Annotated in this window: 24 protein-coding genes; 3 read left to right on the forward strand and 21 right to left on the reverse strand. The window is 45.6% G+C overall.

Going from position 1 to position 26,133, the window contains the following annotated elements; genetic code table 11:
• Window positions 1–97: 97 nt before the first annotated feature.
• Window positions 98–1,105, forward strand: coding sequence for a sugar-binding protein (locus ACQEXU_RS12185; protein WP_427011007.1), 1,008 nt, complete (start codon window positions 98–100; stop codon window positions 1,103–1,105).
• 43 nt (window positions 1,106–1,148) lie between these two features.
• Here the strand turns inward: ACQEXU_RS12185 and ACQEXU_RS12190 are convergent, their stop codons facing one another.
• The 5 genes from ACQEXU_RS12190 to ACQEXU_RS12210 form a co-directional block, all read right to left on the reverse strand.
• Window positions 1,149–1,940: a DUF1338 domain-containing protein gene (locus ACQEXU_RS12190; protein ID WP_427011008.1), complete on the reverse strand. Its 792-nt coding sequence runs from the start codon at window positions 1,938–1,940 to the stop codon at window positions 1,149–1,151.
• A gap of 170 nt (window positions 1,941–2,110) precedes the next feature.
• Complete coding sequence (gene astD / locus ACQEXU_RS12195) at window positions 2,111–3,568, reverse strand: succinylglutamate-semialdehyde dehydrogenase (protein WP_427011009.1); 1,458 nt, start codon at window positions 3,566–3,568, stop codon at window positions 2,111–2,113.
• Window positions 3,569–3,581: 13 nt separating this feature from the next.
• Complete coding sequence (astA, locus tag ACQEXU_RS12200) at window positions 3,582–4,601, reverse strand: arginine N-succinyltransferase (RefSeq protein ID WP_427011010.1); 1,020 nt, start codon at window positions 4,599–4,601, stop codon at window positions 3,582–3,584.
• 51 nt (window positions 4,602–4,652) lie between these two features.
• The gene (locus ACQEXU_RS12205; RefSeq protein WP_427011011.1) at window positions 4,653–5,864 is read right to left on the reverse strand and encodes an aspartate aminotransferase family protein; all 1,212 of its coding nucleotides are present in this window, start codon (window positions 5,862–5,864) and stop codon (window positions 4,653–4,655) included.
• Between the two features lie 369 nt (window positions 5,865–6,233).
• Window positions 6,234–6,812, reverse strand: a complete 579-nt coding sequence (locus tag ACQEXU_RS12210) for an aminodeoxychorismate/anthranilate synthase component II (protein WP_427011012.1) — start codon at window positions 6,810–6,812, stop codon at window positions 6,234–6,236.
• Window positions 6,813–7,032: 220 nt separating this feature from the next.
• On the opposite strand from ACQEXU_RS12210, the gene ACQEXU_RS12215 reads away from it, so the two are divergent.
• On the forward strand, window positions 7,033–7,401 hold the full coding sequence (locus ACQEXU_RS12215) for a hypothetical protein (RefSeq protein WP_427011013.1): 369 nt from the start codon (window positions 7,033–7,035) through the stop codon (window positions 7,399–7,401).
• Between the two features lie 62 nt (window positions 7,402–7,463).
• Window positions 7,464–7,844 carry a hypothetical protein gene (locus ACQEXU_RS12220; protein ID WP_367987968.1) on the forward strand — a complete coding sequence of 127 codons (381 nt, stop codon included), beginning with the start codon at window positions 7,464–7,466 and terminating at the stop codon, window positions 7,842–7,844.
• Between the two features lie 60 nt (window positions 7,845–7,904).
• Here ACQEXU_RS12220 and ACQEXU_RS12225 read toward each other — a convergent pair whose 3' ends face one another.
• The 16 genes from ACQEXU_RS12225 to ACQEXU_RS12300 all read right to left on the reverse strand — a co-directional run bounded on the left by ACQEXU_RS12225 (window position 7,905) and on the right by ACQEXU_RS12300 (window position 26,133).
• The gene (locus ACQEXU_RS12225; protein WP_427011014.1) at window positions 7,905–9,587 is read right to left on the reverse strand and encodes a mechanosensitive ion channel family protein; all 1,683 of its coding nucleotides are present in this window, start codon (window positions 9,585–9,587) and stop codon (window positions 7,905–7,907) included.
• Between the two features lie 204 nt (window positions 9,588–9,791).
• On the reverse strand, window positions 9,792–11,990 hold the full coding sequence (locus ACQEXU_RS12230) for a YjbH domain-containing protein (protein ID WP_427011015.1): 2,199 nt from the start codon (window positions 11,988–11,990) through the stop codon (window positions 9,792–9,794).
• Entirely contained in the window at window positions 11,987–12,757 is a 771-nt protein-coding gene (locus ACQEXU_RS12235; RefSeq protein ID WP_427011016.1) for a capsule biosynthesis GfcC family protein, read from the reverse strand. The genes ACQEXU_RS12230 and ACQEXU_RS12235 overlap by 4 nt, the downstream gene beginning before the upstream one ends.
• Window positions 12,754–13,440, reverse strand: coding sequence for a YjbF family lipoprotein (locus ACQEXU_RS12240; protein ID WP_427011017.1), 687 nt, complete (start codon window positions 13,438–13,440; stop codon window positions 12,754–12,756). Before ACQEXU_RS12240 ends, ACQEXU_RS12235 begins: the two co-directional genes overlap by 4 nt.
• A gap of 61 nt (window positions 13,441–13,501) precedes the next feature.
• Window positions 13,502–13,735, reverse strand: coding sequence for a hypothetical protein (locus tag ACQEXU_RS12245; RefSeq protein ID WP_367987964.1), 234 nt, complete (start codon window positions 13,733–13,735; stop codon window positions 13,502–13,504).
• Between the two features lie 86 nt (window positions 13,736–13,821).
• Complete coding sequence (gene kdsA, locus ACQEXU_RS12250) at window positions 13,822–14,673, reverse strand: 3-deoxy-8-phosphooctulonate synthase (protein WP_427011018.1); 852 nt, start codon at window positions 14,671–14,673, stop codon at window positions 13,822–13,824.
• Between the two features lie 8 nt (window positions 14,674–14,681).
• Window positions 14,682–15,446 carry a 3-deoxy-manno-octulosonate cytidylyltransferase gene (gene kdsB, locus ACQEXU_RS12255; RefSeq protein ID WP_427011019.1) on the reverse strand — a complete coding sequence of 255 codons (765 nt, stop codon included), beginning with the start codon at window positions 15,444–15,446 and terminating at the stop codon, window positions 14,682–14,684.
• A 40-nt stretch (window positions 15,447–15,486) separates the two neighbouring features.
• Window positions 15,487–16,212 (reverse strand): HAD family hydrolase, encoded by a 726-nt coding sequence (locus ACQEXU_RS12260; protein ID WP_427011020.1) that lies wholly within the window; start codon window positions 16,210–16,212, stop codon window positions 15,487–15,489.
• A 21-nt stretch (window positions 16,213–16,233) separates the two neighbouring features.
• Complete coding sequence (locus ACQEXU_RS12265; protein ID WP_427011021.1) at window positions 16,234–18,138, reverse strand: capsular polysaccharide biosynthesis protein; 1,905 nt, start codon at window positions 18,136–18,138, stop codon at window positions 16,234–16,236.
• A gap of 49 nt (window positions 18,139–18,187) precedes the next feature.
• Window positions 18,188–20,491: a glycosyltransferase gene (locus ACQEXU_RS12270; protein ID WP_427011022.1), complete on the reverse strand. Its 2,304-nt coding sequence runs from the start codon at window positions 20,489–20,491 to the stop codon at window positions 18,188–18,190.
• On the reverse strand, window positions 20,491–21,234 hold the full coding sequence (locus ACQEXU_RS12275; protein WP_427011023.1) for a hypothetical protein: 744 nt from the start codon (window positions 21,232–21,234) through the stop codon (window positions 20,491–20,493). The genes ACQEXU_RS12270 and ACQEXU_RS12275 overlap by 1 nt, the downstream gene beginning before the upstream one ends.
• 31 nt (window positions 21,235–21,265) lie before the next feature.
• Complete coding sequence (locus ACQEXU_RS12280) at window positions 21,266–22,411, reverse strand: capsule biosynthesis protein (RefSeq protein WP_427011024.1); 1,146 nt, start codon at window positions 22,409–22,411, stop codon at window positions 21,266–21,268.
• The gene (locus ACQEXU_RS12285) at window positions 22,408–23,061 is read right to left on the reverse strand and encodes an ABC transporter ATP-binding protein (RefSeq protein WP_427011025.1); all 654 of its coding nucleotides are present in this window, start codon (window positions 23,059–23,061) and stop codon (window positions 22,408–22,410) included. The genes ACQEXU_RS12280 and ACQEXU_RS12285 overlap by 4 nt, the downstream gene beginning before the upstream one ends.
• A complete protein-coding gene (locus tag ACQEXU_RS12290; RefSeq protein WP_427011026.1) occupies window positions 23,058–23,840 on the reverse strand; it encodes an ABC transporter permease in 783 nt (260 codons plus the stop codon). The genes ACQEXU_RS12285 and ACQEXU_RS12290 overlap by 4 nt, the downstream gene beginning before the upstream one ends.
• Window positions 23,840–24,829, reverse strand: a complete 990-nt coding sequence (locus tag ACQEXU_RS12295; protein ID WP_427011027.1) for a KpsF/GutQ family sugar-phosphate isomerase — start codon at window positions 24,827–24,829, stop codon at window positions 23,840–23,842. Before ACQEXU_RS12295 ends, ACQEXU_RS12290 begins: the two co-directional genes overlap by 1 nt.
• Window positions 24,826–26,133, reverse strand: a complete 1,308-nt coding sequence (locus ACQEXU_RS12300) for a phosphoribosylamine--glycine ligase (RefSeq protein ID WP_427011028.1) — start codon at window positions 26,131–26,133, stop codon at window positions 24,826–24,828. The genes ACQEXU_RS12295 and ACQEXU_RS12300 overlap by 4 nt, the downstream gene beginning before the upstream one ends.

The raw sequence follows: 26,133 nt of genomic DNA on the forward strand, positions 1-26,133 counted from the left end.
ATAGAGACTGAACTTTTTTACTCATCATACAACTCCTCATATTAAGTATGTCATTCGGTGTTAATTTGTAGCACGGACAATATGAAAAGGAAGTTCTATGAAGCGATTAAACATCTCGTCTATTCTCATCGCAAGTGGCCTTGCGACCAGTGCCATGGCCAACACGCCCTACACCTATAATGCGCTACAAACTGATACCCCTCCCGCCATTGATGGCGTGTTGGACGATGCGAGTTGGCACAATGCAAAAGCCACTTCGTTGTTTGTTTTGCATAATAATGGGCAATACATCGCGCTTTCTGATACATGGGCCAAAGTCACCTATGATGCAGACAATTTGTATATCGCGTATTGGGCGCAAGACCGCCACCTTTCTGCCAGCTACCAAAACCACGATGATCCGACCTACCAGAACGATGATACGGTTGAAGTATTTTTGGACCCCGATGGTGATGGGAAAAACTATTATGAACTGGGCATCTCACTCAATACGGCTTATGACGTGGTGATCCACCAACCGTCACCTTGGTCTGACGATTTAGCATGGAACATTGAAGGATTGGAGCATGCTGTTACTGTGCAAGGCACAGTGAATGATGACAGTGATATCGATGAAGGCTACCGCGTCGAAGTTAAAATCCCACTAAAGTCTCTCAACTATCTTGGTAATGAAGAGTATCAGCACAAGCAATGGCGCTTTAATTTATTTAGAGCCAATTACAAAAGCTATGCCCCTGACTGGGAAGCTTATGCTTGGCTCTCTTGGAGTCCTGTTGGTTCTTTTGGCTTTCACCAACCTGACACATTTGCATTCTTAAATTTCTCGGATGTGCCACAGTGGCAAGCCAAAACATATCAAGCAGGAGAGCAAGTGGCTTATCAGGGAAACATTTATCAAGCTGAGCACTACAGTGCGACCGCGGCTCCGGGCGAATCGACACTGGACAACTGGCGCATGCTCAGCGACATCCCAACCCCTTACAATGCCAATCTGTATTACTTAGCGGGCGATCAGGTCAGTATGGATGATGTTATTTATCAGGCAAACTGGAAAACCAAAGGCCAGCACCCTGCACACAGCGTTGATTGGACACGCCTCCCCTAATAAAAAAGCCGCATAATGCGGCTTTTTTGCTTTAAACGGCAACTTACTGGTTGGTACTTTCAAAGATTTTGTCTGCTGACGCCGCAACAAATCCAGGATACAGCTCCCCAGAATCCATAGGATAGCGCTTAGCGAATTCATAAAATCCGCCTGGGATCATCTCTGGCCCTTCAGAAAACTCCACCAAAACACGATCAGCCATGGTAGAGGATTGTTCCAACAGAACGTCCGGAGATCCTTTGACTTCACCACCAAACTCATTGATTGAGAAGCCAGCTTTACGCAAATGATCATTCACCTGTTTAACTTCTTCCATCGCATTGAGTTGATTCACGCTGACCGTAAAGTGGTTTGCGCCATAACCATGTGCGGCTAGCCAAGAAGCATACTCGCTCTCTTTTGCCAGCAACTCAAAATCACTGTGGCTCAAATTCCATAGACGTCCGCTATAGAGGAACGCTGGATCATTGAGTTTCGTTGCATCTACTTGCGCTACCAGCTTATGGATGATCTGCTGCATCTCTAATGAGCACTCTTCCACTTTCAGTTCACTAATAAACACTTTAGGTTGCTTTGGGTCAGGGTGTTCAAAATGTTTCGCAGCTAATTTTTTTGCCTCAAACTGGTATTCCCCTTTAGGTTGATAGCCTAACTCTAAAAATGGTTTAGCTAAGGTATCAATCCCTAACGGGGAAACATTAAACGTGCGCAGCGCAATGTGGTCATTAATCAGAGGTTCACCCTCTTCCAATAGGTAATGAACTTTTTCAGCAGAGGGACACAAGCGATGAATATAGTCATTCCATAACAACTGGAACAATGTATCTGGCGTCATAACGCCTCCTTGTTAAGGTGTTTTCGGTTATTGGAAATAATCGACTACCCAAATAGATTGAGATAGCCTTCAACCTGTGACGTAGATATTAGAGTTATTTTTTGTTGTGATCCCTTTTGCAGCGACCACTTAACTGCGCAAAAGGAGATGGGCTGCAAGCAGCCCATTTTTTATAACGTGATCCCGGGACTGAGTGTTTCAGGAAGTAGCGTTGTTTCACCTTCCATCGATGCCATTGGATAAGCACAATAGTCCGCGGCGTAATAAGCACTTGGCCTTAAGTTGCCCGAGGCTCCCGGTCCACCAAACGGCGCATCACCACTTGCACCGGTCAGTTGTCGGTTACGATTAACGATGCCAGCGCGGATGTGGTCAACAAAGTAGTCCCATTCACCGTCATCAGTAGAAACTAAACCTGCCGACAAACCAAAACGGGTGTCATTGGCCAGCGCAACAGCCTGTTCAAGTCCCTGATATCGTACGACCTGCAAGAGTGGCCCAAAATACTCTTCATCCGGTAGCTCCTCGATAGCCGTGACATCAATAATGCCCGGAGTGACAAAAGCAGCCTCGCCACCTTTAGCTTCGAGTAAACTCAACCCACCAAGCTGTTGCAAGTTCGCTTGTGCCTGAAGAATAAACTGCGCCGCCGTTTTGGAAATTTGAGGCCCCATAAATGGTGCTGGTTGCGCGAATGGTTCATCAACGCGGATCTGCTGAGTCGCTTCCACTAAGCGGCTTACTAAGCGATCACCCTTTTCTCCCACTGGCACATACAAACGACGAGCACAGGTGCAGCGCTGACCCGCACTGATAAATGCCGATTGAATAATGGTATATACCGTCGCGTCTAACTCGCCATACTGCTCTGAAATAACCATCGGGTTGTTACCCCCCATTTCAAGAGCCAGCATTTTCTCAGGCTGACCAGCAAATTGACGGTGCAGTACATGGCCAGTGTTCGCACTCCCCGTAAACAGCACACCATCGATGCCCTTGGCATCCGCCAGTGCAATGCCAGTTTCTTTTGCCCCTTGGACAAGATTGATCACACCCGCAGGTAAGCCCGCTTTCTCCCACAGCTTCATCGCAAGTTCACCCGTCAGAGGGGTTTGTTCTGACGGTTTGAACACCACAGTGTTCCCAGCGAGCAAGGCCGGAACGATGTGTCCATTGGGCAAATGCCCGGGGAAATTGTAAGGCCCAAAGACCGCCATCACACCGAGTGGTCGATGACGCAGGACGATCTGATTGCCAGCCGCTTCACGTGTGGTTTCACCAGTACGGCTGTGATAGGCACGGATAGAAATCGCGATTTTACCCGCCATCGCCGCCGCTTCAGTGCGCGTTTCCCATAGCGGCTTTCCTGTTTCTTTAGCAATAGTTTCAGCAATCTCTTCTGCGTGGAGCTTCACAATCTCAGCGAACTTCACGACGACCGCTTCACGCGCTTCAAAGCTCAGTTTTTTCCAACTAAGAAATGCCTCGCGAGCCGCCTTAACCGCAGCTTCAACTTGAGCAGGCGTTGCACTATCGCCTTGCCAAATCACTTCATTGTTGTAGGGTGCTAACGATGTCATCGCTTCACCTTGCCCAGCGACCCATTCGCCTGCAATCCAATGTGTCATAACCGTTTCCTTTTTACTGAGCCAACATACGAACGTAATCACCTTCTTGCACTTGCAGTGCTTGAGCGACCTCTGGTGATAAGATGGCGGTTTCGGTTGCCTGATCGTATCCCGCTTTCGCAGCCGCAGCGCGGAAGTGCTCAAATGAGGTATTGCACATCAGGTAATCTTGCGAACTGGTATGCTCTGCAATCGAGACTTTGGCTCGGAACGAGTGGCGCACCGACTCGATATTGCGCAAATCACACTCCACTGTCGGGCCTGCATCAAAAATATCGACGTAGTTACGGCAGGTGAAACCTTCTTTCTCCAGCAGTCTTAACGCCGGTTTGGTGTTTTCATGCACCTTGCCAACCACAGCCTGCGCTTCTTTGCTGAGCAAATTAATGTAGATTGGCAGCTTCGGCATCAGATCCGCAATAAAGCCCTTTTTACCAATCCCAGTAAGATAATCAGCCATGGTGAAATCGATGGAGAAAAAGTGCTCTTGCAACCATTGCCAGAATGGCGAGTTGCCTTCTTCATCTGAGACACCACGCATCTCTGCAAAAATGGTTTCAGAGAAACGATGTGGGTGCTCTGCCATCATCAAAAAACGGCATTTCGACATCAAACGTCCATTCAATCCACCACGAAAAGTGGGGCGTAAGAACAGCGTACAAATTTCACTGCACCCGGTGTAGTTATTACCAAAGGTCAGCAGCTTCACCACATTATTCACACCCAGTTTGGGTGATGAATGAACAATAGTACTGATGTGATATGAGTAAAACGGTACATCCCAACCAATGGAAGCTTCAATACCCGTACAGCCAGCAACCTCACCAGTTTCGCTATCAAAGCCCACCATAAGGTAGCCTTCATCACCCGCTTGGGTAACGTCCGGTTTGGTAAAACTGTACTCTGAATGTTTAATACGATTGGTTAACAATTCTTCATTAACCGGTAATGATGTGAACCCGTGACCCGACTCGACCGCACATGTGTGCAGTGCTTCGTAATCCGACATTGCGATAGGGCGAACAACCAGCATCGATACTCCCTCCTGATGCTAAGAAGGGCCCGGGACGGGCCCTATGCTGTCTTAAACGAGTGAAGCGATAGCTTTATCCAGTTTCGCTAATCCTTCCTCGATTTCTTGTTGTGAAATGACCAGTGACGGTGTGAAACGTACAACGTTTGCTCCCGCAACCAGTATCATGAGTCCCTGCTGGCCAGCAGCCACCAAGACATCACGGGCACGGCCTTGCCATTCTTCATTCAATGCCGCCCCCAGTAGTAGACCTTTCCCGCGAACTTCGCTGAAGATCTGGTATTTATCATTAATTTTAGTCAAGCCTTCACGGAAAAGCGCTTCACGTGCTTTCACCCCTTCAAGGGTTTCTGGCTGGCTGACCAGATCCACCACCGCTTCTGCAACCGCGCATGCCAATGGATTACCACCGTAAGTTGAACCATGAGTTCCAACTTTAAGGTGCTCTGCCAGTTTTGCAGTGGTTAGCATTGCGCCAATTGGGAAGCCTCCGCCAAGTGATTTAGCGGTGCTTAAAATATCTGGCGTGATCCCCAAGCCTTGATAGGCATAAAACTCACCAGTACGACCATTACCGGTTTGCACTTCATCAAAGATAAGGAGCGCATTGTGCTTGTCACACAACTCACGAACGGCTTGAACAAACTCAGCGGTTGGCGAAATAATGCCACCTTCACCTTGTAGCGGTTCCATCATAATTGCACAGGTTCGATCTGAGATATGCGCTTTGAGCGCTTCAACATCGTTGTAAGGCAGGTGGGTCACATCGCCTGGTTTCGGGCCAAAGCCATCAGAATATGCAGCTTGTCCCCCCACCGTCACGGTGAAGAAAGTGCGTCCATGGAATCCTTGTTTAAAGGCGATAATTTCTGATTTTTCCGGACCATGCACATCAGCTGCATAACGGCGTGCTAACTTCAATGCCGCTTCATTGGCCTCTGCACCAGAGTTGGCAAAAAACACTTTTTCTGCAAAGCTGATTTCCGTTAGCTTTTTCGCAAGGCGCAATGCTGGCTCGTTGGTCATCACATTACTTAAATGCCAAAGCTTATTACCTTGCTCTGTTAATGCGCTCACCATGGCAGGATGACAGTGCCCCAAGCAACTCACAGCAATACCACCAGCAAAGTCGATGTATTCATTGCCATCTTGATCCCAGACTCGTGAGCCTTCACCTTTTACCGGGATCATTTCCATTGGGTTATAACAAGGCACCATCACCTCATCGAATAAACCGCGCTCTACTTTATTTTCCACTGTCATTGCACATTCCCTCTTGATACCGCATGCATAACTGACGTTACGCAAACCAAACAAAATGATTTTGTCTGGCATTTACGCCAATGCGGCATTGTATTTACATTTAATTAACCTTTTCAATAGTGATTTATTCTTTTTAAACGTCACGAAACCGTGCGCTATACATCACCTATGATTATTTATGCACCAAGCTACTGCTTTTATGAAGCAATATTTACTTATGCCAAGTATAAGCAGAGATGAAGTGAGTCATCAAAAGGGGTCAATAGCAATGAGGAGAAGCAATCGAGAATAAACTTGCATGGAATTATGCAGAGTTAACAGCTGATAGAAATGTTAAAAAAAGTGATCAATGTCAGGTTAATTAGCTCACTAGCGACGTAAAAAGTTCGCCAAAAGCTGGTGTCCCTGCTCTGTTTTAATCGACTCAGGGTGAAACTGAACGGCATCAATCGGCAGAGTCTTGTGCTGATAACCCATAATTTCATCCATACTGCCATCAGCAAATTCTGTCCAAGCAGTGAGCTCAAAGCAATCTGGTAGGGAATCATTTTTCACGACTAATGAATGATAGCGAGTCACGGTTAAGGGGTTATTCAAATCTCGAAAAACACTTCGACCATTATGACGGATCGGAGAGGTCTTCCCATGCATAACCTGACGTGCACGCACGACTTCCCCACCAAATACTTGTGCAATGGCTTGGTGACCTAAGCAAACCCCTAAGATGGGTAGCTTATCAGCAAAATGTTGTATTGCTGCAAGCGAAATCCCTGCCTCATTGGGGGTACAAGGTCCGGGAGAGATAACAAGGTGAGAAGGGTTTAACGACTCGATGCCTGTAATATCGATCTCATCATTACGTACAACTCGAACCTCAGTGCCCAGCTCGCAAAAATACTGGTATAGGTTGTAAGTAAATGAATCGTAATTGTCGATGATTAACAGCATGGCTTACCCAAAACATCCTTATCAATACAGCTAGAGGCGGTATTGTGCAGTACCCAATGAGAAAGGCAAGTGGAAAGTCATAGCGATAGAAAATTGTAACTAAGATCAAAAAATGTCTAACCGATCAAAAGATACTAAATAAAAATAGTTCTTAGCTTAGCAATTGATTCATTCGTTGATAGTTTACATAATGAAACTAACAACGAGCAGTAAATTAACAATGAAACTAAAATTATTACTCGCCCTTACCGCAGTGGCATTATCCGGTTGTCAATCAACTCAAGAAACTAAACTTATCCCTTCGGCTGATGAAACAACCATCGCCGAGGCCCGCAAAGCCCTCGCTCAATATGAAAACTTCAGCGTCAGTGATGATGGTGTAATTTCCTTAGTTGAGACGCTGCCAAATCGTTATGTTTGGCGCACCAGCGTGATCAAAAAGCAAGGCCGCCAGTTGTCCTGTGACAACCTCCGTTACTTTGTTGAAAAAGGCATGGTCGTTAGCATCCATTTCAAAGGCCCGAAAGGTCGCTTTGATCACTACGATGAAAACCGCTGCTTAGCGGAAGATAAATACTTGGAGAATTAATCTTGTGTCCACGTTATCGCTCTATGTAATAACGTGGGCAGCAGTAAAACAAGAGTAGACGTATGAAAATAAGCCAACTTTCTATACTTTCATTACTGTTTCTTGCAGGTTGTCAAACAACTAACCTTTCCGATATCCAAACCTCAGCAAGCCCTGATACCATCCAAATCGCCAAAAACAATTTGATGTCTTACGAAAACTTCAACGTTACAGATAACGGTGTCATTGTTTATCAAATGGTCGCTGAGATTGGTTACTTTTGGAAACCTGTCGTAACGAAGGAGCTTAGCTTCCGCATCGCATGTGAGGAGCTAAAATGGTATGTAGATAAAGGTATGACTGTACGTATAAATTTTAAAGGCCGGCGTGGCATGATTAATGATTATGACCAAAATCGTTGTCAAACAGAAATACCAACAAATCTACTTGAAAGTAACAGCTAAACAGAAATCAAATTTCACCATAAAAAGAGGCCAGCAAATGCTGGCCTTCATTTATAGTCATTACGCTTCGTTTTTCTCAATCATATGCAGATGCACATCTTGTTGAGGGAATGGAATAGAAATGCCTTCACGGTCAAAGCGCAGTTTTACTTCTTTAGTCACATCCCAGTAAACGTCCCAGTAATCATCAGTCTTTACCCAAGGGCGAACAATAAAATCCACCGACGACGTATTTAATGTATGGACTTTGATCATTGGTTCTGGTGAACGTAAAACGGCTGGGTGCGCCGTCACAATGTCGTGCAGCACATTTTCTGCTTTCAATAAGTCATCGCCGTAACCAATACCAAATACCATATCAACACGACGAATGCGTTCATGAGTAACGTTCTTAATCACATCCCCCCAAATTTTACTGTTTGGCACAATAATGATTTGGTTATCAAACGTGCGAATTGTGGTGTTTACAAGGCTCATATGGCTTACCTTGCCATCAACGCCACCTGCGTAAACAAAATCACCTACATCAAACGGGCGATAGATCAGTAGCATCATGCCCGCTGCAAAGTTAGATAAGGTATCTTGCAATGCAAAACCGACAATCACACCGGCAATACCGAAACCAGTTAAGATAGGCGCAAGGTTCAGGCCGATTTGAGACAGACCAATCAAGATCCCCAGACACATCACCATCTTGCCGGACATCGAGATGAAGAAATCTTGCATCAGCACAGAAAACTTCAGGTTTTTCGAGGTAACCGTTTTTTTCACCACACTGCGTACAACATTAGCCAACGCACGAGCAACAAGTAAAATGGCAATAAAGATAAACAATTTGAAAACATGTTGCGGTGCATTGTCAGTAAACCATGCGATCGCTTTATCAGACCAGTCTGTAAGAATCGCAAAAATAACATGCGTATTCAGTAGGTCACTAGTGACACTGCCTGTAACCTCAAAGATTAAGCGTTTGTATTCAGCCGTCGTCAGCCCCATGTCGTCAGCCGTTGACAACAAATCACCTAAGCTCTCTGTGGCAATATCAAGGCGCTTTTTCAGGATCAATTGGTTTAACTGCAAACCTGGTTTTTCTGACTCTGGAGCACTCAATATTTGAGTCGTGAGTAGTTCTTGTTGCTGACCAAAATACTCAATCGACGCCGAGAGTAATCGCAAACGTTTCGTCATACGATCACGAAAAATTTCTTCCGTTTTCTTACTCTCTTTACCCAGATCGTTTAACCATTCTATATCTTGCCACATTGAGGTGTAAGCAAGCCCTAGGTAATGCTGCAACTCTTGAAATTTGTTGAGGATAACCAGCTTTTCTTCCGTTTTTGCATCATCGAGTTCAGTACTCAGTTTCTCCAACTTTCGCTCAATGTATACACGAGCATGTTCACTGTATTTCTGTTGCAAACGTACCTGCTCAACCAGCAACGTATTCGTTACCCCATCAGCACCAACCGCTTTTGCGATCTCTTCCCTTAGCTCTTCATTCTTTTGAAATAGCTGCAGCTGAATAGCATCTTTATCAACACCTTTTGCCGCGTTAAGGCTCTCTACCAATTCACGCAGATCTTGGTTTACCTGTTCAATTCGTTGCTCGGCTGTCAACGGAATTTCAGGCTCCTCTTGTTTTTCAGCCCAAGATGGCAAAGAAAACAAACAGATAAAAGTCAATAAGACGGGCAAGAACATAGCTCGCCCAGAAAGAAAGTGGCGACCAACCAACGCGTTCATAAAACCTCACAGGGGACATTATCGGAAACTAGGCTTGAATCTCTTTTTCAGGCGAACTGATAAAGGCTTCAAGATATGGCGGCACATTCTACAACATGCAAAGTCATAGAAATAAGAAGCTGAGGTCAATAATTCAGCGAAAGGACAATTTATCAATGTTAAGGATAAAAGAAAGGCCTGCAATTGCAGACCTTTCTTTTCCGTTTAATCAGTAGAACTTTCTCTAGTAAACCAAGCCGAGCGAGCATCTGTCATCCCGTACAAGCTATAACGTCGATTAAGCATCTGACCACCATCACGTTGCAATGGCAACCATGATACACCAACTCGATTGGTGCTCGGTTTCACAGTCAATAAATCAATAGGAATCGAGATGTAGAAGCCTTTCGAGTAACTTCCTTCACCAAACTCTTCTGCAGACAGATCCGTCTTGGTAACAAAGGCACCAGCAATCACGCCACTATCAAATTGTTTAGAAAAGTCGATCGTCACGCCCACATCTTCGGTCAAATAACGCCCTGCACTGACTTTTAACAAGGTATTATCTAGCATCGACCAGAATTGTGGCTGCCAATACATCGTCGCATGGCCAGTCACGGCTCCGGTTTGAACCCGATAATCACGTTCGGTCTGTGGATCGTAATGCAGTTCTTGTTGATATAAGCCCAATATGGAGTCCGGATCGCGCTGTTTCACGTAATTCACATCCAGCCCGAGCGCCCAGTTTGATGCCAATGGGCGGTAAAGTAATTCAGTCCCCGCCCCGGCAAACATAGTTTCCAAGTACCCGGCATACGCTTGGGTATACCAACCCGAAGCCAACGCATCAAAGTACGTCAGTTGCAAATGGTCGATACGTACGGGATCTTCGTAATACTGACGATTCAAGGTGCGAACACGTTTGAGATCAGTACCATCAGGTGGCACCGTATAATTAAACTTATCGTAGTTGTCGGTGATATTCGCATAGAGGCTTCCCGAAGCCAGCCAATGGCGTCCTAGACGGTAGCTAGCATTAGCACTAACACCGATGGCATAGAGATAGAAGTCTTCCGCACCGCCAAAAGACTGCTGCAATACCGGAGCCACCCCGTAATCCCATGCGCTGCGGCTCTCTACACGCTTCTCTCCAGTCGGCGGTAAAGGGTCATGCACACTACGCGCATCCTCGATTGACGCACCGGGGTATTGATGTTGGGCCACTTTAGCAAAAGCGGCTGAGTCAATTTGAATTTCCGTTAACGCTTGGAACTGCGCTGTCTCGACAATCCGATACTGGCTAGCTTTCAATCCACTATTCGCAAGCAGGGTCACCGCACGTTTTTCTGCTTCTTTTCGGTCACGATATTTGCTTTGTTCTCCTTCGATATAAACCACACCATCGCGATAATAAACGGCATTTTCTTCATAACCTGCGATCTGATTAAGATCTTGGCTCAACTTACGCCACTCTTCATCACTCAGATCCGTTCTCAAGGTCTTCGGTTTATAGGCTGGAGCTGGCGTATCCACCCATGTCGGTGCCATTTCACCGATGTTGGTGCCCAGCGTGAGTCCTGCGGTAAAGGTATTACCGCGCTCATAACTCAGGCGCAGATCGGCCCAATCGGCCAATGCATACACAACACCGACGTTCCAAGGCGTTGATACAGGCATACTCACTTTGCCCTTCAGTACCGGTCTGTCACTTAAATAATCATTGGCATCGTATTCGAGTTTAAGGCGCAGCGGCTCAAACGGCGTTTGATACTCTACCCCACCAAATACGGAGCTACACCCTGTAAACATACGGCCGACTTCAATCACGCCACCATCATAGGAACTGTCTCGACCACAGTCATACGAGTTCGACTTATCTCCGGATAAGTTGCCACGGTTGGCTAAATATCCCCAGCCTATACCAAGGGTGAAATCTAATGGCCCGTACCGTTTGCTGGCAACGAGGTATTCGCCGTCAAATAAGCCAGTGCCACCGATATCGCGAAAACCGAGCGAGACTTGTGGTAACCAGTAGCTTTCTTGCCATAACCTTACCTTGGCATCGATGGATTTATCGGTGTATTTGGTATCGCCACTAAAGTCTTCATTGTTGTTGTACAACACATCTTGAACCTGCGTATAACGAATAGTGGTTTCCAGCCAAGAAAATAACTGCAAGGCGGCAGTGTAGTGAAGATATTCGTCGGTATAACTGGCGCTAAAATCGAGTTGGCCTTCTTCCATCATCCGCGCCGATGGCATTTGCATTAACCCAACGCCACCGAAATCAGATTGAGAATGCTTGAGCTGTGGCTGACTGAATTCATCTGCATGCGAAACGAAAGAGCTTAGTAAGCTGCTAGCGATCAGCACGGCCAAGCAGTGACGCTTTGGCCGTGACGGGTTATGTCGTAGTGTATTCATAGAGGAAGTCGATTTCTCAAAAGTTCAACAATGGCAAGGGTGAGATCTTGGTTTAACGTCGGATTTGACGACTTAACTGCACGAGTTTTGATTGGCACATAAATTATGGCCCCTGGCGCGACTTCTTTAAATTGCTGATTCCAATAAGCAATGGCATGTTGCTCTACATGGCCATCCGGCTGAATAACCCAAACATTAGAATGAGCATGACGTAGATTGTCTTCACCAATATACGCCAATGCACTATGGCGCTCTTGCCATGTCACTGGGCCAGCATGTGCAACATCCCCAAGGATGGTGACAGTTGACGGCTGTCGGTTGAGCTGCAAGCGGAGCTCGCCAGCAAGTACTGGGTTATCCTTTAGATATAAGCGCGTGGTATCGGGATCCAATGGTGTGAAAATCCGTTGAGCAAACTGATACGTTTTCAGACTAGCCAATAGCTGCTGCCATGTTGCCTGATCAGCATCATTTGATTGGCTTTGTTGTTCAATCATGACAAAAACGTGTTGCGGTAAGTCATAGGGTGCTTGCACGTCAAACAGCGCCGAATTGTGCCAGTCAATTTGAGCCATGTTTAGCTGTAAATGCTGCAGCGCAGCTTGGACCAATAGATCCGCGCGAGGTGCTTGTGAGAAAGTCAGCGTGGTTTGATGCTGCTGCTCAAATTTTGCAGTAAGCGTATTCACGGCTTCGGCATGAGCGAACAAGGAAGTGCTGCCCAGCAAACCCAGCAACCAGCTGTGTTTTATCCATTTACGTTTCATGACTGACTCCCATAAGGCTTTGCGACACTCAGCGCTATCTGGGTGATACCCGGAGCAGGTGTTTGCACCGAGGCCACAACTTTGCCGTTGCTGGCATCTAACCAGTATTGATTTTGCCAATGCTGTTCAATTGCAGCAATGCGAACCTCTTCCGTGACGTACAATAAAGCGCGTTCACCATTCGGTAGCATCTTATTCTGAATGCCATGCACATTGAACTGCGATTGAACTTGGTAGCCAAAATGGTACCCAGGTTGCCAGCTTAACGTATACGTCCACACTTTCGGCGTGCTCGCCAGGTGCAAACCCAGCTTAAGTGGATCAGGAGACGTCGCCTGAACGGAGATCAGATTGCTGTTTGGCAAGTTAACGGTTTTTGTGATTCGCCCTGCTTGAGTAACCAACATTTCTTCACTGGCTGAAAGCCACTTCAATGCTTGAGCCTGCTCTGGAAGCCCAGGTTCCGCCCACGCTAATACCAATAATGCCAACGGACTTTCATCACCTTGGCGTGCGTAGATACTGGCATACGGCGATTGGTTCACCATCTCGGAGGTAATGGAATGGTCCCCAACGCCAAACATGGCCAGCTCAAAAGAATCTGACAGATCACGCATGTTTTGCGTGCAGCCACTAAGAAGTACACTTGTTGTCACAAGTGTCGGATAGATAAAACGCATCATTGAAACTTAAATCCGCTGAAAATGAGCAAGGCAACCTGAGAGGTTGCCTTGATTTGAAAGGTTACTTAGCGGTCGTTACCGTTGTTGTCGTGCTTGAGTCTGAGTTACTCGCAACCACGACAACACCAGCAGCAGCCAATGCACCGATACCCACTGCTGTGTTAGATACCGTGCCGACAGCTGCCGTTGCAGCCGCTTTGTCACCCGCAGCAGCACCAACATGCTCACCGTCTGATGCTAAAGCCGCACCGCTAAACAACATGGTCGCAACAAGCGCGAGTGCTGTTTTTTTCATATTTACCTCCAATAGCAAATATAGCTGTTTCTATCTGTATCGATGCCTAAAAAGCATCGATACCCCCCGAAACCAGATATCTCACTCTATTGAATTTCGATTGGATCAAAACCCTTAATGAGATCATCTAGTTGTTTCACCTGAGATAAAAACATCTCAAGTTTCTCCAATGGAAACGCAGATGGACCATCGCATTTTGCTTGTGTCGGTTCTGGATGCGCCTCCATGAAGAGTCCTGCGATGCCAGTCGCCATGCCTGACATTGCTAGTTCTACAGTCTGCTCACGACGACCACCCGAAGCCGCCCCCATTGCATCTCGACATTGCAGTGAATGGGTTACATCAAAGATGATTGGACTGCCTTGTGACGCTTTCTTCATCACGCCAAACCCAAGCATGTCCACCACTAAGTTGTCGTAACCGTGTACTGCGCCTCGCTCACACAAGATCACTTGGTCGTTACCGCACTCAGCAAACTTCTCAACGATATTGCCAACCTGACTTGGGCTCATAAACTGAGGCTTCTTCACATTGATCACAGCACCTGTTTTGGCCATTGCTTCGACCAAATCAGTCTGGCGCGCGAGAAAAGCAGGTAACTGGATCACATCAACCACTTCTGCAACCGGCTTAGCCTGCGCTTCAGTGTGCACATCGGTAATGATGCTCACACCAAATGTCTGTTTTAGCTCTTGGAAGATCTTCATCCCTTCCTCAAGACCCGGGCCACGATAGGAATGCACTGAAGAACGGTTCGCCTTATCAAAAGACGCCTTAAACACATAAGGAATGCCCAGTTTGTCTGTGACCGTGACATAGTGCTCGCAGATGCGCATCGCCAAATCGCGTGACTCTAAAACGTTCATACCGCCGAACAGCGTAAAGGGCTTATCGTTAGCGACATCAATCTCGCCAACACGAACAATTTTCTGTTTCATGGAATACCTTAGTGATTATGTTGAGATAAGTAGTGGCGAACACGCTCAAGATCATCCAGCGTATCAATGCCATGTTGAGGAGCCTGACAAGCCACATCAACCACAATGTCGATGCCGTGAGCCAACGGTCTTAACTGCTCAAGTTTTTCTGCGGCCTCAAGTGGATGTTCTGGTAATTGAGTAATGGCTTGCAGCGTGCTCACACGGTACGCATACAGGCCAAGGTGGCGATAGAACTCCCCTTGTGGCAGCTCAGTCATTGGGGTTTGATATTCATCGCGGGGGAATGGAATCGGCGCTCGACTAAAATACACCGCACGTTTATCCGCACCTGCGGCCACTTTTACCACGTTAGGGTTGAGCCAATCGTCAACCGCGTGGATTGGCTGCATTAGTGTCGCCATACCAGCCTTAGGATGTTGCTCAAGTAGCTGCGCTACCTGACTGAGCAACGCCGTTGGCATCAGAGGTTCATCCCCTTGTAAATTGACCACGATGTCTTGCTCGGCAAAACCCAAAGTTTGCGCCGCTTCGGCTAAGCGATCGGTTCCTGAGTTATGCGTATCAGAGGTCATTACCGCTTTTGCCCCTAAGGTTTCAACCAATTCAAAAATCGCTTGATGGTCGGTAGCAACAAAGACGGAGTCTGTTATTTTAAGGGCCAGTTTCACCACATGGGCGATCACGGGTTCACCAGCGAGATCCAACATCAATTTGCCCGGCAGGCGGCTTGAGTTGAATCTGGCTGGGATTACGATATGAGTTTTTGACATACAGCTTCCATTAAAGAGGCTGAATGTCATTAAGAGAAGTTTATTTCTCTGCCCATTCAGCCAAGATTTGAGGTAATTCGGTAAGGTGATTCACGGTGAAATCAGGGGCGTTTTCTGCCGTAGGTGTCACGTCAGGTTGACGTACCCAGACACTGGTAATCCCCATTTGGTTGGCCCCCACAATATCGCTACTGAGTGAGTCACCAACGTGAATCGCCTGCATGGCTTCACAGCCTGCAAGGGCGAGCGCTTTATTAAAAATACTTGCCGCTGGTTTTTCTTCGGGTTCTTCACCACCCACGATGATGTGGTCGACCCACTGTTCCATCGCTACAGCTGCCAACTTCGGGTGCTGTGAAAAGACCGGACCATTGGTGATCACCACTAAGGTGTAGTGTTGGCGCAGTTCACCCAGCAACGTTTTCACACCTGGATAGAAATCAAATGCCGCCATGCGTACTTGATCAAAGTAGTGCTGCACCTGTTGCGCTTGCGCTAACTCAACCACAATATCTTGCTCAGCCAGCAAGGTTTGAATTAGGCGACAACGAAACGTATGCTCATCGGGCAACAATGCAACCAGCTCCGGGAACTCTGCATTGAGATTTTTATACACACCTTGGAGATAGCGCTCGGTAAATAACGCAACATCAAGACTTGGGTATTGCTCACCTAGCCACTGCTGCAACTTCTCTCTGGCGACCACATCCGCTTGAGATGTCGCACACAAGGTTTCATCCATATCGAGGAAAATGGCTTTTTTCACACTGGGTATCCTTTTTGATGTTCATCTGCCAAGCAGATTACGCTTTACCCAGCGTTTTGTCCTCTTCAAAGCCAATAATAATTGCAGTTTTTTGTCGCTAATTTGCTGATCGCCATTTTTAAGCAAAGCCAAACGGCTCACCGCTTGTTCCACTGTACATGGCTGACGCGTCAACGGGTCAACATAGGTCGGGTAAGCAATTAACGCTTCATACACTAAACTTTCAAGGCTTAAACGATTGGTGCGACGTGGGCAATTCACCTTGTCATGTGTTAGCCCCCAACCGGCATAAAAAGGCAGACCATAAGTCACCACTTTTTTGCCGCGTAGTAACGCCTCAAAACCCGCCAATGAGGTCATGGTATGCACTTCATCAACACAATATAGCAAGGAGGACATACTGGTCTGCTGCACAACACAATCAGCATATTGAAGAAATTCGCCTTGCCACTGACCATCGTCGCGTTGACCCGCCAATACATCAGGATGAGGTTTGTAAACGATGTACGCATCCAGATGATTCAAACGCACTCGTTTTAACAGCTCAGCATTGCTTTTGACTTCTGGAGAACCAAACTCAATGGAAGCATCCCCTTCAACCTGACCCGGCACTAAAATAATAGTGGCGTTATCGGGCAGAGAAAGTGTGGTGTCGTCACCCACGTTATATTTGGTGAGGTGAGCAGCATTAAGCTTTTGAATCAGTCGTCGAGCACGTTGCAGCTGCCACGATGAATGTGATGCACCATTTAGAGCCAGCTCTAAATCACTGGGCTTGGTGGCATCAAAATAGATACCGCTGCCATCACGCACTAAAGAGATTGGGCGCTGGAAGTGCACACCAAGCCCAACAGAGCGCAAAAAACCGTCTTCAACACAAATGGTGCCTTCAGCTAACCCTTTTCGCCCCCAAGCCAGTGGAGTCGCATTTGTTCTGCGCCGCAAGTCAAAATGCCAAGCTTTTAGAAAGTCCTTTAGCCAACACCGCTTCCACATGGTAATGCCTTGGTATTGCACCGCGATCTTAGGCCGAGACAAACGACGGCTTTCATCGATACAATAATTCATCACATCTTCAAGCTCACAGCGCTCGCCTAAGATAGGATCCACATAGCGGGCATAGCCAATGTAAGCGGCATGGAAAACTTGTCTTAGATTACGAGGCTGATTGCGTCGTTCACAATCCAAGTGATCGTGTGTCAGCCCCCAACCCGCATAAAATGGCAACCCAAAGCAGTGGACAGTACAACCTGCCAACAGGGCTTCAAACCCCATCAGGCTAGACACGGTGTAAACATGTTCAGCACTGTCTAAAAAGGCCCACGGATTGACGCTCTGGCTATACAACTTCAGCCGTGGATGTTCAAACGGCAACGGATAGAGAAAGCCTCGCTTTTTCCCAGCCACAACATCAGGATGCACTTTGACCCAAATCGCCTCTTCAGGATGAGCGTCTAAGGCTTGCTTAAGCATCTCCACGAAACTGGTTTTGTCTGCCAAAGCACCGGAAACCGACGCATCGCCTAGGGTTTGATCAAGCACCACGACTTTAGGCGACACTTTGGTCAACTTTGGATCGCAAGTTAACTGGTTATATTTTGACAATCGATACTGGCGAAACGCATCAATACAACGCTGGCTACGCGCAAGTTGCTCGTTTGACAGTACCTCGCTGGCGGCAATCAACTGCTCCAGTTTCGAAGGCTGGTGAGCATCGTAATAAATACCCACCTCATCCACGACTAAGCTAAGCGGCGGTACACCGGAAACACCCAGTCCAACAGAGCGAAGAAAACCATCTTCAAGTGCAATATAAGGCAGTTGATGTTTTGCTGCATAATTACGCGCTCTGTGGGCAGTGGGCTTGAATCCCCAACCAAGCACTTGTGTATTGTCAGAATCGTCTTCGGCAATAAATAAAGGCAAGTTGGGGATTTTTTTTATCCCTGATGAAAAAACAACAAAATTCGTTGAATTAAGAAGCACGTTTTACAAAGATCCGACGAATATTCACCGGAACTTTTTTGCGCCAGTGCTCTGGAATGGTCTTCACAAGATCATTGATCACCGTCTTCTTCGGCTGCGCTGGATTCTGCGTCGCACCAACCGTCGTCGCTGGTTGAGCAACAACAGCAACCGAAGTTGGCTTACTCTTCTGATCTTCTCGACGTTTTTTCTCTAAATCAATGATCTCCGAGAAATCCTGTCTGTCCATATCAAAGAAAGCGCGGATACCGCGGTGAGCAAGAACCTGCTCTTTATCCATCGTTCTAATTTCATCTAAGTTGATTTGAATTGATTTAAGCGCACTGACCAACTTTGATTTTTTCTCTTGTGAGCAGTAAAGCTTGTCACTGAGTAAGTCGCGTAACTCACTGTGGTCAAACTTTTCTGCGATCCCTTTGTTATCCAGAATGCTGTCACCACAGTAATAGATATTGCAATCATACTCTAACGCTTGTAACAACACGGTACTGTTAATGGCAATAACGCTCTTTGCCTTTTCAAGCAAGTCAGTGATGTTGTCTGTCACAACAGTCACATTTTTATATTCTTCAATATCAAAACCAAGTGGTGCTTTATCTAATGGATGAAGCTTGAGCAATACTCGCTCATTTTCATCAATTTGTCCTAACACATATTTGATGAACGAATCGCGACTCTTAAAGCGATTAGAGTTCACGATCAAGTTAGTATCGTTCTCTAATTGGGTCGCAACCAAGTGGTATTTACCACGCAGTTTTTTCGCTCTCTGGTTCACACTCTCTACTTCAGCTTCTTTCACCAGCTCACTAAAACTTAATTTGGCTAGCTGAGACTGCCCATTCACACCATCTTGATCGAAGTAAACATGGTTGTATTGAGGGAACCAACCCAATTCACTGTATATCACCGGAATACCAAGATTTTTGATCCGTTCCATGACCGACTTGTATACAGGGTGAGCACCGTTATGGAACAAAATAACGTTAGGCTTGTAACTTAAGATCTGAGTGATCAAACGCTCTGGGTTTTTAACCCAATCAAACACACAGTAGTATTTTTGGTTAAATTTCGGCTCTTGTTTTTTAAACACAGAATGGAAACCAACCGGTCGGCGAGAAACATAACGGTATTCGCAACCGAGCGCATCCACGATAGGCGCCCATAATTCTTCAACATGTTCATTGGAATAAGCAATCCCCATCACACGTTTCGGTTTATAACGTTCATCAAGCTGAACCACATCCGTACGTCGCACCGATGACAGGTTTTCAGCAGAATGATCAATCCCTTTATAGACTGGTGTTATTGAAGGTTGTTTGAAGAAGGACAATACGGAAACAATCCCTTCTTTGAAGTCACCATTTACCCCTTCAAGAGCGTCGATGAAATCGCTTCTAACAAATTTTTCTTGGCACGCCATTGACACGATATTGTCCACAATTTCACTGATATCACCTTTCGTTACTGGGCGAACTACACCCTTATGTGGAATTTCTGCATTACCGCCAACATTCCAACATACAACAGGTGTACCAACTGACATTGCCTCTAAAATCACCATACTGCAGTTTTCAAATCGGCTTAATTGCATCAATACTTTCGAGTCGGCGATAAGTTTGAATTTCTCATCAGAAACGATCTGCTGACGAATATCCACTTTGCATTTGTAGTTCTTGCCAAGTTTTACTCGATGCGAGTTGTTACCAAACACCAGCACATTAAAGTCTTTAGGTAGTCTTTCTACGATTTTTCGGATGTAGTCGTATCCTTTTAAGTGCTGCATTCTTCCCATAAATACTAAATCGTACTTCTTGGTATTTACCGGCTTAATTAAATCAGGTCTCAATGTGATAGGGTTTTTATAAACAAAGACACGATCCGTATCGATCTCACTTTTTAGCTCTTCCAGCAACCCGTAAGATGGTGACGAGACTAACTTGGATTTATTGATCACACGAAGTTCGTTGGAATATTCCACTTGGTTAACTACCTGTGAATCATACTTTTGTGCAATCGATAGTGGGCAATGAAGTCGAATATGAACATTGTATTCTTTTGGCAATAATAAGGTTGACGCTTTTGCCTCTGGAGCCTCAATAATCACATCGTTAAAACCGTATTTGGTTGTCACATGTTCGTAGATAAACTCTCGGAATTTCTGCGGATTGAGCTTCTTGGTGTTTGAAACCACCTCGAAATCAATATCTAGTTCAGAAAGAACATTTCCAAGAAAATGAGTGTATGAGCTAATACCGCTCGCATTACCCAAAGGATCAATAATTAAATACTTCACTACGAAACCTCGCCAAAAACAGTGGATGCAATTTGTCTATATTTTTTAGGTGTAAAGTGATGAATATCGTTGGCGATAGTCAAATCGTGGCGGTAAACGCCAATAGGGTCGATCACACAGATACCCGGAATACTCAGTACTCGCTTATACATTTCAAGCGCTCTGTTTCGTAGAAACTCATTACTATTGAGGTTCACCGGGAAGTTGATAAACACCACTTCAGAAATAGGGTTGTGCTTTTTAAAGTCTTTGATCAGCATTTCTAAGCTCTCGACATACTTATCTATGGCAAGAAATTCATTTTCAAAAACAAAATTGTCATCGAAGTACTCAAAGTACTCTTTGTTGAGGAATAATTTCTGGTTATCTATTTGATTTTTATACACTTTGAAGTAGATATCCGGAAAGTTATCAATCAATAGTAGATCTATTTTTCCACTTTCAATGGCATCCCTGTGGTTTACCAAATCTGCATTGGCTAACTTTCCTGGCAACGAGCGACCAAATTTCATGTCAATAATTTGGTTCTCCACTAAGCCAGTATCTTTGTACTGCTCCTTGTACTGGAAGTGAAATTCATATGACTTAATTGGGTCTAGAATCTGCTTTATGTAAGTGTCTACATACACATCTGTTCGAACATGTTGTGTCGATGAAACACGTTTAAAGTTGAAACGCTCGACTAAACTATCTGCCACCTTGATCGACAAGCAGCTCCCATGAGTAACAATATTTTTTTTCATATACAGCCTAATGCAATTATTCCTGTGAGAGTTACACCCAACCAACGTGTTCTTTAACAATGCCAATACCAAGCAAACCGATAGCCCAAGCAATTAAGCAAGTAAAAAATACCGTTGCAATTTTCTTCATTCGATATGGCTCCGTTGCCTCATCAGGCAATGCCGGCGCAACAAATGTGGCTAAATAACGGTGCTTGCGAGCCGCTTCCACACGTGCAGCTTCCAGTGAAGCCAGTGCTGAGGTATAGGCTTTTTCGGCAAAAGTACGCTCAACAATCAGTGGTTCGTATTCCGCAAACATCCCTGCCAATGCAGGTTGTGTGCTGCTATCACCCGAGATGTTCTTTTTCTCGTTATGAATTTGGTTGGTTAAGGCATTAACCTGACGCTGAAGGTTTTGTACTGCTGGTGCATTTCGATCCATATAGCTGCGTAGCGCATTTAACTCAGCTTGTGCCTTGGCTAACTGCGCTTCAAGTTCACCAATGAGCATCATTTTGGCGCTAGCCGTCTGCGTTGGATCGAGATCTTGTGACTCATTGCGAAAATCATTCATTGCCAAACGAGCTTTTGTTACGCGTTCTTCCGCACGTGTAACTTCTGCAAGGGCAAACTCCAAATCATCATTCCGAGCACGTTCAGATAAGTCATTCACTAAAACTTCACTGCGATGCAAAATAGCTTCAGCCAATGCTTTCGCGTCATCAGCACTAAATGCACGTGTTTTTAATGTTGAAATTGTCGTCGTTGGGTCATAAGAAATACTGACGCGCTCACGCCAGTAATCGAGTAGCTTTTGTTGCGTTTGATCATGACCTAGAGCAGAGAACCAATCCGCATTCTGGCGATTAAAAATGGCATCTAAATCGATATCTTGACTTAGCGTTCTCAAGATTTCTGCCGAAGATATGTAATCTTGAAGAATATAAGAATCTGCAGCACTCCCCCCTTGTGCGGGAATTCCAGCTAGACCACTCAGCAGATCAACTTGCTGTAACTCATTGCCTTTGACTGAAAAACGACTTTCGACCACGTATAAGCCCGATGCAATAAAGGCGTAATATAGCGAAGCGATTAAAGTAGGCAGCAAAACCATAACGATAAAAGAGCGTTGTTTGGGTTTGCGGTTTTTCCAAAATTTATTCAGGAAAATCTTATGTTGTCTTTTTAATTTCATTTCGAGAGATTCATGTAAGTTTCTATAGCTTGATCAATGTCTTCGTAAAACTTGAGTTCACCATCAGAGAGGACGGCCCCCATATCACAGTGTTCTTTCAAGGTAGGCATGCTGTGCGACACCATGATTAGATTGGATTTTTCACTGCGCTCTTTGAATGCATCACGACATTTTTCTTGAAAACGGCGGTCACCAACACCAGTAATCTCATCCACCAAGTAACACTCAAAATCAATTGCCATTGAGAGGCTGAAAGCCAAGCGAGATTTCATTCCCGAGCTGTAACTGCGAATTGGCATGTCCAGATAATCCCCAAGTTCAGAGAAATCCTTTACGAAGTCAGTTACTTGTTTAATATCACAACCGTAAATCCGACTGACAAAACGCAAGTTCTCTGCCCCAGTTAAACTGCCGTTGAAGCCACCAGAAAAACCCAGAGGCCAAGACATTTTCACTTGTCGTTTAATTGACCCAGTAGTCGGTGATTCTGAACCCGCGATCATACGTAACAAGGTGGATTTCCCTGCCCCATTCACCCCTAACAAACCGATATTCCGACCGATAGGAAAATTCATAGAACAAGGCTTAAGAATATGTTTATGGCCTTTCGGTGTTTTGTATTTCTTAGATACGTTGATTAGCTCTATCATAAATTGCGCGCTTTATGCTTCGACATCTGAATCATGGCGAGTCCAAGGGCCAACACACTAAATGCCGCAGTAACAGCAAAACCCGACCAGATATAAGTATTTTGATAACTTGAGAAAAAGCCGGCACGAATCCATTCAACATATTGAAATATTGGATTCCACTGGAGCCACTCTCGGACTTCATGAGGCAAACTTGCAGCGGTAAAGAAAATGCCAGACACAAAATAAAGAGGTCGGTTTAGTGCCGAAAACACCTTGTCCCAACTATCAAAATAAATCCGAATCGCCGAGTTAATCAGCCCAACCCCCACACCGAATAAAATCAGTAATAACAACCCTACCAACACATTGAATAGGTCATAAATTGCCATGGCTTTTCCCATCAGTTGTAATGAGATCACTAAGACAACAAAAACGACCAGCATAGTGATGCCTTCCAACAAGGCTCGACCTAACAGTACATCCATTGGTGTCACATGTGGGTATGCCATCAGCGCTTGATTCGCTCCAAGAGCACCTGAGATTCGGTTGGCTAGATTGTTATAAATCATCCACGGGATGATCCCTGTAACAAAAAATACCGATAGATCACCACCGACCGGTGACTGACGGCCAAATGCCGTAAAGATCGAAATCAAAACCAGTGCTTGAAGTACTGGCTCTAACAGCGCCCACAAGTAACCAATCTTACTCTTGCCGTATTTTCCGAGTGCTTCGCGTAAAATCAGCGCATACAACACTCGCCCCTGAACTCGCAGGGCTTGACGTACTTCACTCATCAGGTATTAAAAATGCGAATTAAACCAACGACCTTGTCTTCATCATTCAGCACAACGAGCGTCGAAATCGCATAACGACGCATCTTTTGCTCCGCATCAGACAACATGTCAGACTGGTAACAAGATTTAGGACGGAACGTCATCACATCCTTGGCTTTAATCTCACTAAACATCGCCATATTAGTTAATGTTCGACGCAAATCGCCATCGGTAATAATGCCAACTAAGTGGTCATTTTCAGTGACAATCGCTACCCCTTGGCGCCCTTCATTCATGCGCAGAACGACATCAGCCATCGGTGTGTCCACATCAACCAACGGAAGGTTCTTTTTCACCATCACGTTTTCGACTTTGGTTAACAGACGACGCCCTAAAGAGCCTCCCGGGTGGAAACGGGCGAAATCATTCGGTTCAAATTTACGCACTTGCATCAGCGCCACTGCTAACGCATCTCCTAATGCAATGGTCAGCGTGGTCGATGTGGTTGGAGCAAGGTTATTTGGGCAAGACTCTTTCGCACTCACTAAAATTAGTGATGCATCGGAATTTTGACTTAACGTCGAGGTTTCATCCCCAGTGATAGAAATGACCTTATTGCCGAACGACTTGAGAGACGGGATAAGCTTCAAAACTTCATCCGTTTCACCGCTGTTGGAAATTAAGATCAGTACATCATCACGAGTGATCATACCGAGGTCACCATGAAACGCTTCGCTTGGGTGCAAGAAGAAACTCGGTGTTCCCGTCGACGCTAACGTTGCTGAGATTTTCTTACCCACATGACCAGATTTCCCCATACCACATACAATTACATGTCCTTTACATTTAAGCATGTAACCAATCGCACGTTGGTACTGCTCAGTATCCGCTTCTTTGGCCATCTTAGCCAACGCCTGAGACTGGTGAGTAAATGTCGTCATGATGGAGTCAATCGGTGAGATATCTCCTTCCGTTTGGGTGTAATACTTCTGAATGTCTAAGGTATTCATAGCGGTAAAGCCTTATTGTCGTGCGAACTAACGTCTTGAGAGAAAACAGGTGGATGCAAGAGCACATCCAATCTTTCCTGTAACACATGTTGGTCAAAAGAAAATCCAGCGCCAGAAACTAAGTAATGGTGCTTTAAGAAGGCGAGAAAGTGTTGACGGTTCGCGGTATCGGTACTGGCAGACATCGCATTCACTTCAGCATGAAGTTGAGATAGCGTGACTTTTTTCGCCACGCCGGGGTGAGCGTAAATAGACTCTCCCAACAAAAATAAAGGGGTATCCGTTTCAATCACACTGGTTGCGGCACTGGAGTTAACGGTAATCACAAACTGCGCAGGTTTGATCAGTTGGTTCAACTTGCCATCAACCCAGTAACTCTGTTCTCCAAGCTGATAGCTAGTCTCATCTAACGGATGACGTTTGATCGCCAAACGTATACCAAGCTTGTTCATTTCAGCTTCAACGTCGGCAATCAGGCGTTGATTGTTGGCAAGCTCACTGTGCACCAAAATTTGTGAATCATTTTCTAACTGCAATAGCAGTAGTGCATCACCTTGGCAGGTCTCTAGTGCCGAGTGTCTAAAATCTCTAAGCAGTTTACTGGCAAGCTTTTTGGTGTATTTACCCAATCCGTAATCATTATGTAAATAACGGGCAATGGTTTTATTAAACAGAAGACGTTCGACAAAAAAGCCAAGTAGAAACACAGAAAAGTACAACATTGATAACACGCCATCGTGTTTAGTAAACGCGCTTCCTTTAGGTTTTCTGCGTTGTATTTGAACGTCTCTCTGGGGGTGATAAAACAGGCTACCATTCGCGTTAACACCCCGATTATCAATCACAGTGGTGTACGGACGAATCAAGCCTAGCTCTGTCACCAAGTATTGAATATTGAGCTCTTTGCACAACAAGATGGCAATGGCGTGGTACCACAAGGTATCGTTGTGGATCAGCAGTAAGTTAATCCCACGTTCAACAATGAACTGCTTTAACCCAAGATAGTAACGCGCCATATAATCAAGCTCATCGTCACTCATCGCCCGCTGCAACTTCTTACCCACGTAAGCATGGTAATAGCTATGACTGGCACGAATGGTCTCTCGTAGCCTTGGGTCGATAGTCGCATCTCGCTGGGCTAAAACCAGTTTAGAGACCAATGAACATTGAAAGGTCGGCAAATAGACCCATTTCGACATACAAGACGTCACGGCATACTTTTCTTTTGCTAATAGCTCCGCCATGCGTTCGTGAAGCAACGAATACATCGGGTCAAGCGAAAGTACCGTGAACGTCTTATGCAT

The sequence above is a fragment of the Vibrio sp. TRT 21S02 genome (genome assembly GCF_050113675.1).
Lineage (GTDB): Bacteria > Pseudomonadota > Gammaproteobacteria > Enterobacterales > Vibrionaceae > Vibrio.

Coding starts and splice junctions, on each gene's coding strand:
- ACQEXU_RS12225 (WP_427011014.1), bottom strand. CDS start 9,587: ATGAACGCGTTGGTTGGTCGCCACTTTCTTTCTGGGCGAGCTATGTTC.
- ACQEXU_RS12220 (WP_367987968.1), top strand. CDS start 7,464: ATGAAAATAAGCCAACTTTCTATACTTTCATTACTGTTTCTTGCAGGT.
- ACQEXU_RS12275 (WP_427011023.1), bottom strand. CDS start 21,234: ATGAAAAAAAATATTGTTACTCATGGGAGCTGCTTGTCGATCAAGGTG.
- ACQEXU_RS12290 (WP_427011026.1), bottom strand. CDS start 23,840: ATGAGTGAAGTACGTCAAGCCCTGCGAGTTCAGGGGCGAGTGTTGTAT.
- ACQEXU_RS12215 (WP_427011013.1), top strand. CDS start 7,033: ATGAAACTAAAATTATTACTCGCCCTTACCGCAGTGGCATTATCCGGT.
- ACQEXU_RS12230 (WP_427011015.1), bottom strand. CDS start 11,990: ATGAATACACTACGACATAACCCGTCACGGCCAAAGCGTCACTGCTTG.
- astD (WP_427011009.1), bottom strand. CDS start 3,568: ATGACACATTGGATTGCAGGCGAATGGGTCGCTGGGCAAGGTGAAGCG.
- astA (WP_427011010.1), bottom strand. CDS start 4,601: ATGCTGGTTGTTCGCCCTATCGCAATGTCGGATTACGAAGCACTGCAC.
- ACQEXU_RS12205 (WP_427011011.1), bottom strand. CDS start 5,864: ATGACAGTGGAAAATAAAGTAGAGCGCGGTTTATTCGATGAGGTGATG.
- ACQEXU_RS12280 (WP_427011024.1), bottom strand. CDS start 22,411: ATGAAATTAAAAAGACAACATAAGATTTTCCTGAATAAATTTTGGAAA.
- ACQEXU_RS12235 (WP_427011016.1), bottom strand. CDS start 12,757: ATGAAACGTAAATGGATAAAACACAGCTGGTTGCTGGGTTTGCTGGGC.
- ACQEXU_RS12240 (WP_427011017.1), bottom strand. CDS start 13,440: ATGATGCGTTTTATCTATCCGACACTTGTGACAACAAGTGTACTTCTT.
- ACQEXU_RS12185 (WP_427011007.1), top strand. CDS start 98: ATGAAGCGATTAAACATCTCGTCTATTCTCATCGCAAGTGGCCTTGCG.
- kdsA (WP_427011018.1), bottom strand. CDS start 14,673: ATGAAACAGAAAATTGTTCGTGTTGGCGAGATTGATGTCGCTAACGAT.
- kdsB (WP_427011019.1), bottom strand. CDS start 15,446: ATGTCAAAAACTCATATCGTAATCCCAGCCAGATTCAACTCAAGCCGC.
- ACQEXU_RS12285 (WP_427011025.1), bottom strand. CDS start 23,061: ATGATAGAGCTAATCAACGTATCTAAGAAATACAAAACACCGAAAGGC.
- ACQEXU_RS12210 (WP_427011012.1), bottom strand. CDS start 6,812: ATGCTGTTAATCATCGACAATTACGATTCATTTACTTACAACCTATAC.
- ACQEXU_RS12300 (WP_427011028.1), bottom strand. CDS start 26,133: ATGCATAAGACGTTCACGGTACTTTCGCTTGACCCGATGTATTCGTTG.
- ACQEXU_RS12295 (WP_427011027.1), bottom strand. CDS start 24,829: ATGAATACCTTAGACATTCAGAAGTATTACACCCAAACGGAAGGAGAT.
- ACQEXU_RS12245 (WP_367987964.1), bottom strand. CDS start 13,735: ATGAAAAAAACAGCACTCGCGCTTGTTGCGACCATGTTGTTTAGCGGT.
- ACQEXU_RS12190 (WP_427011008.1), bottom strand. CDS start 1,940: ATGACGCCAGATACATTGTTCCAGTTGTTATGGAATGACTATATTCAT.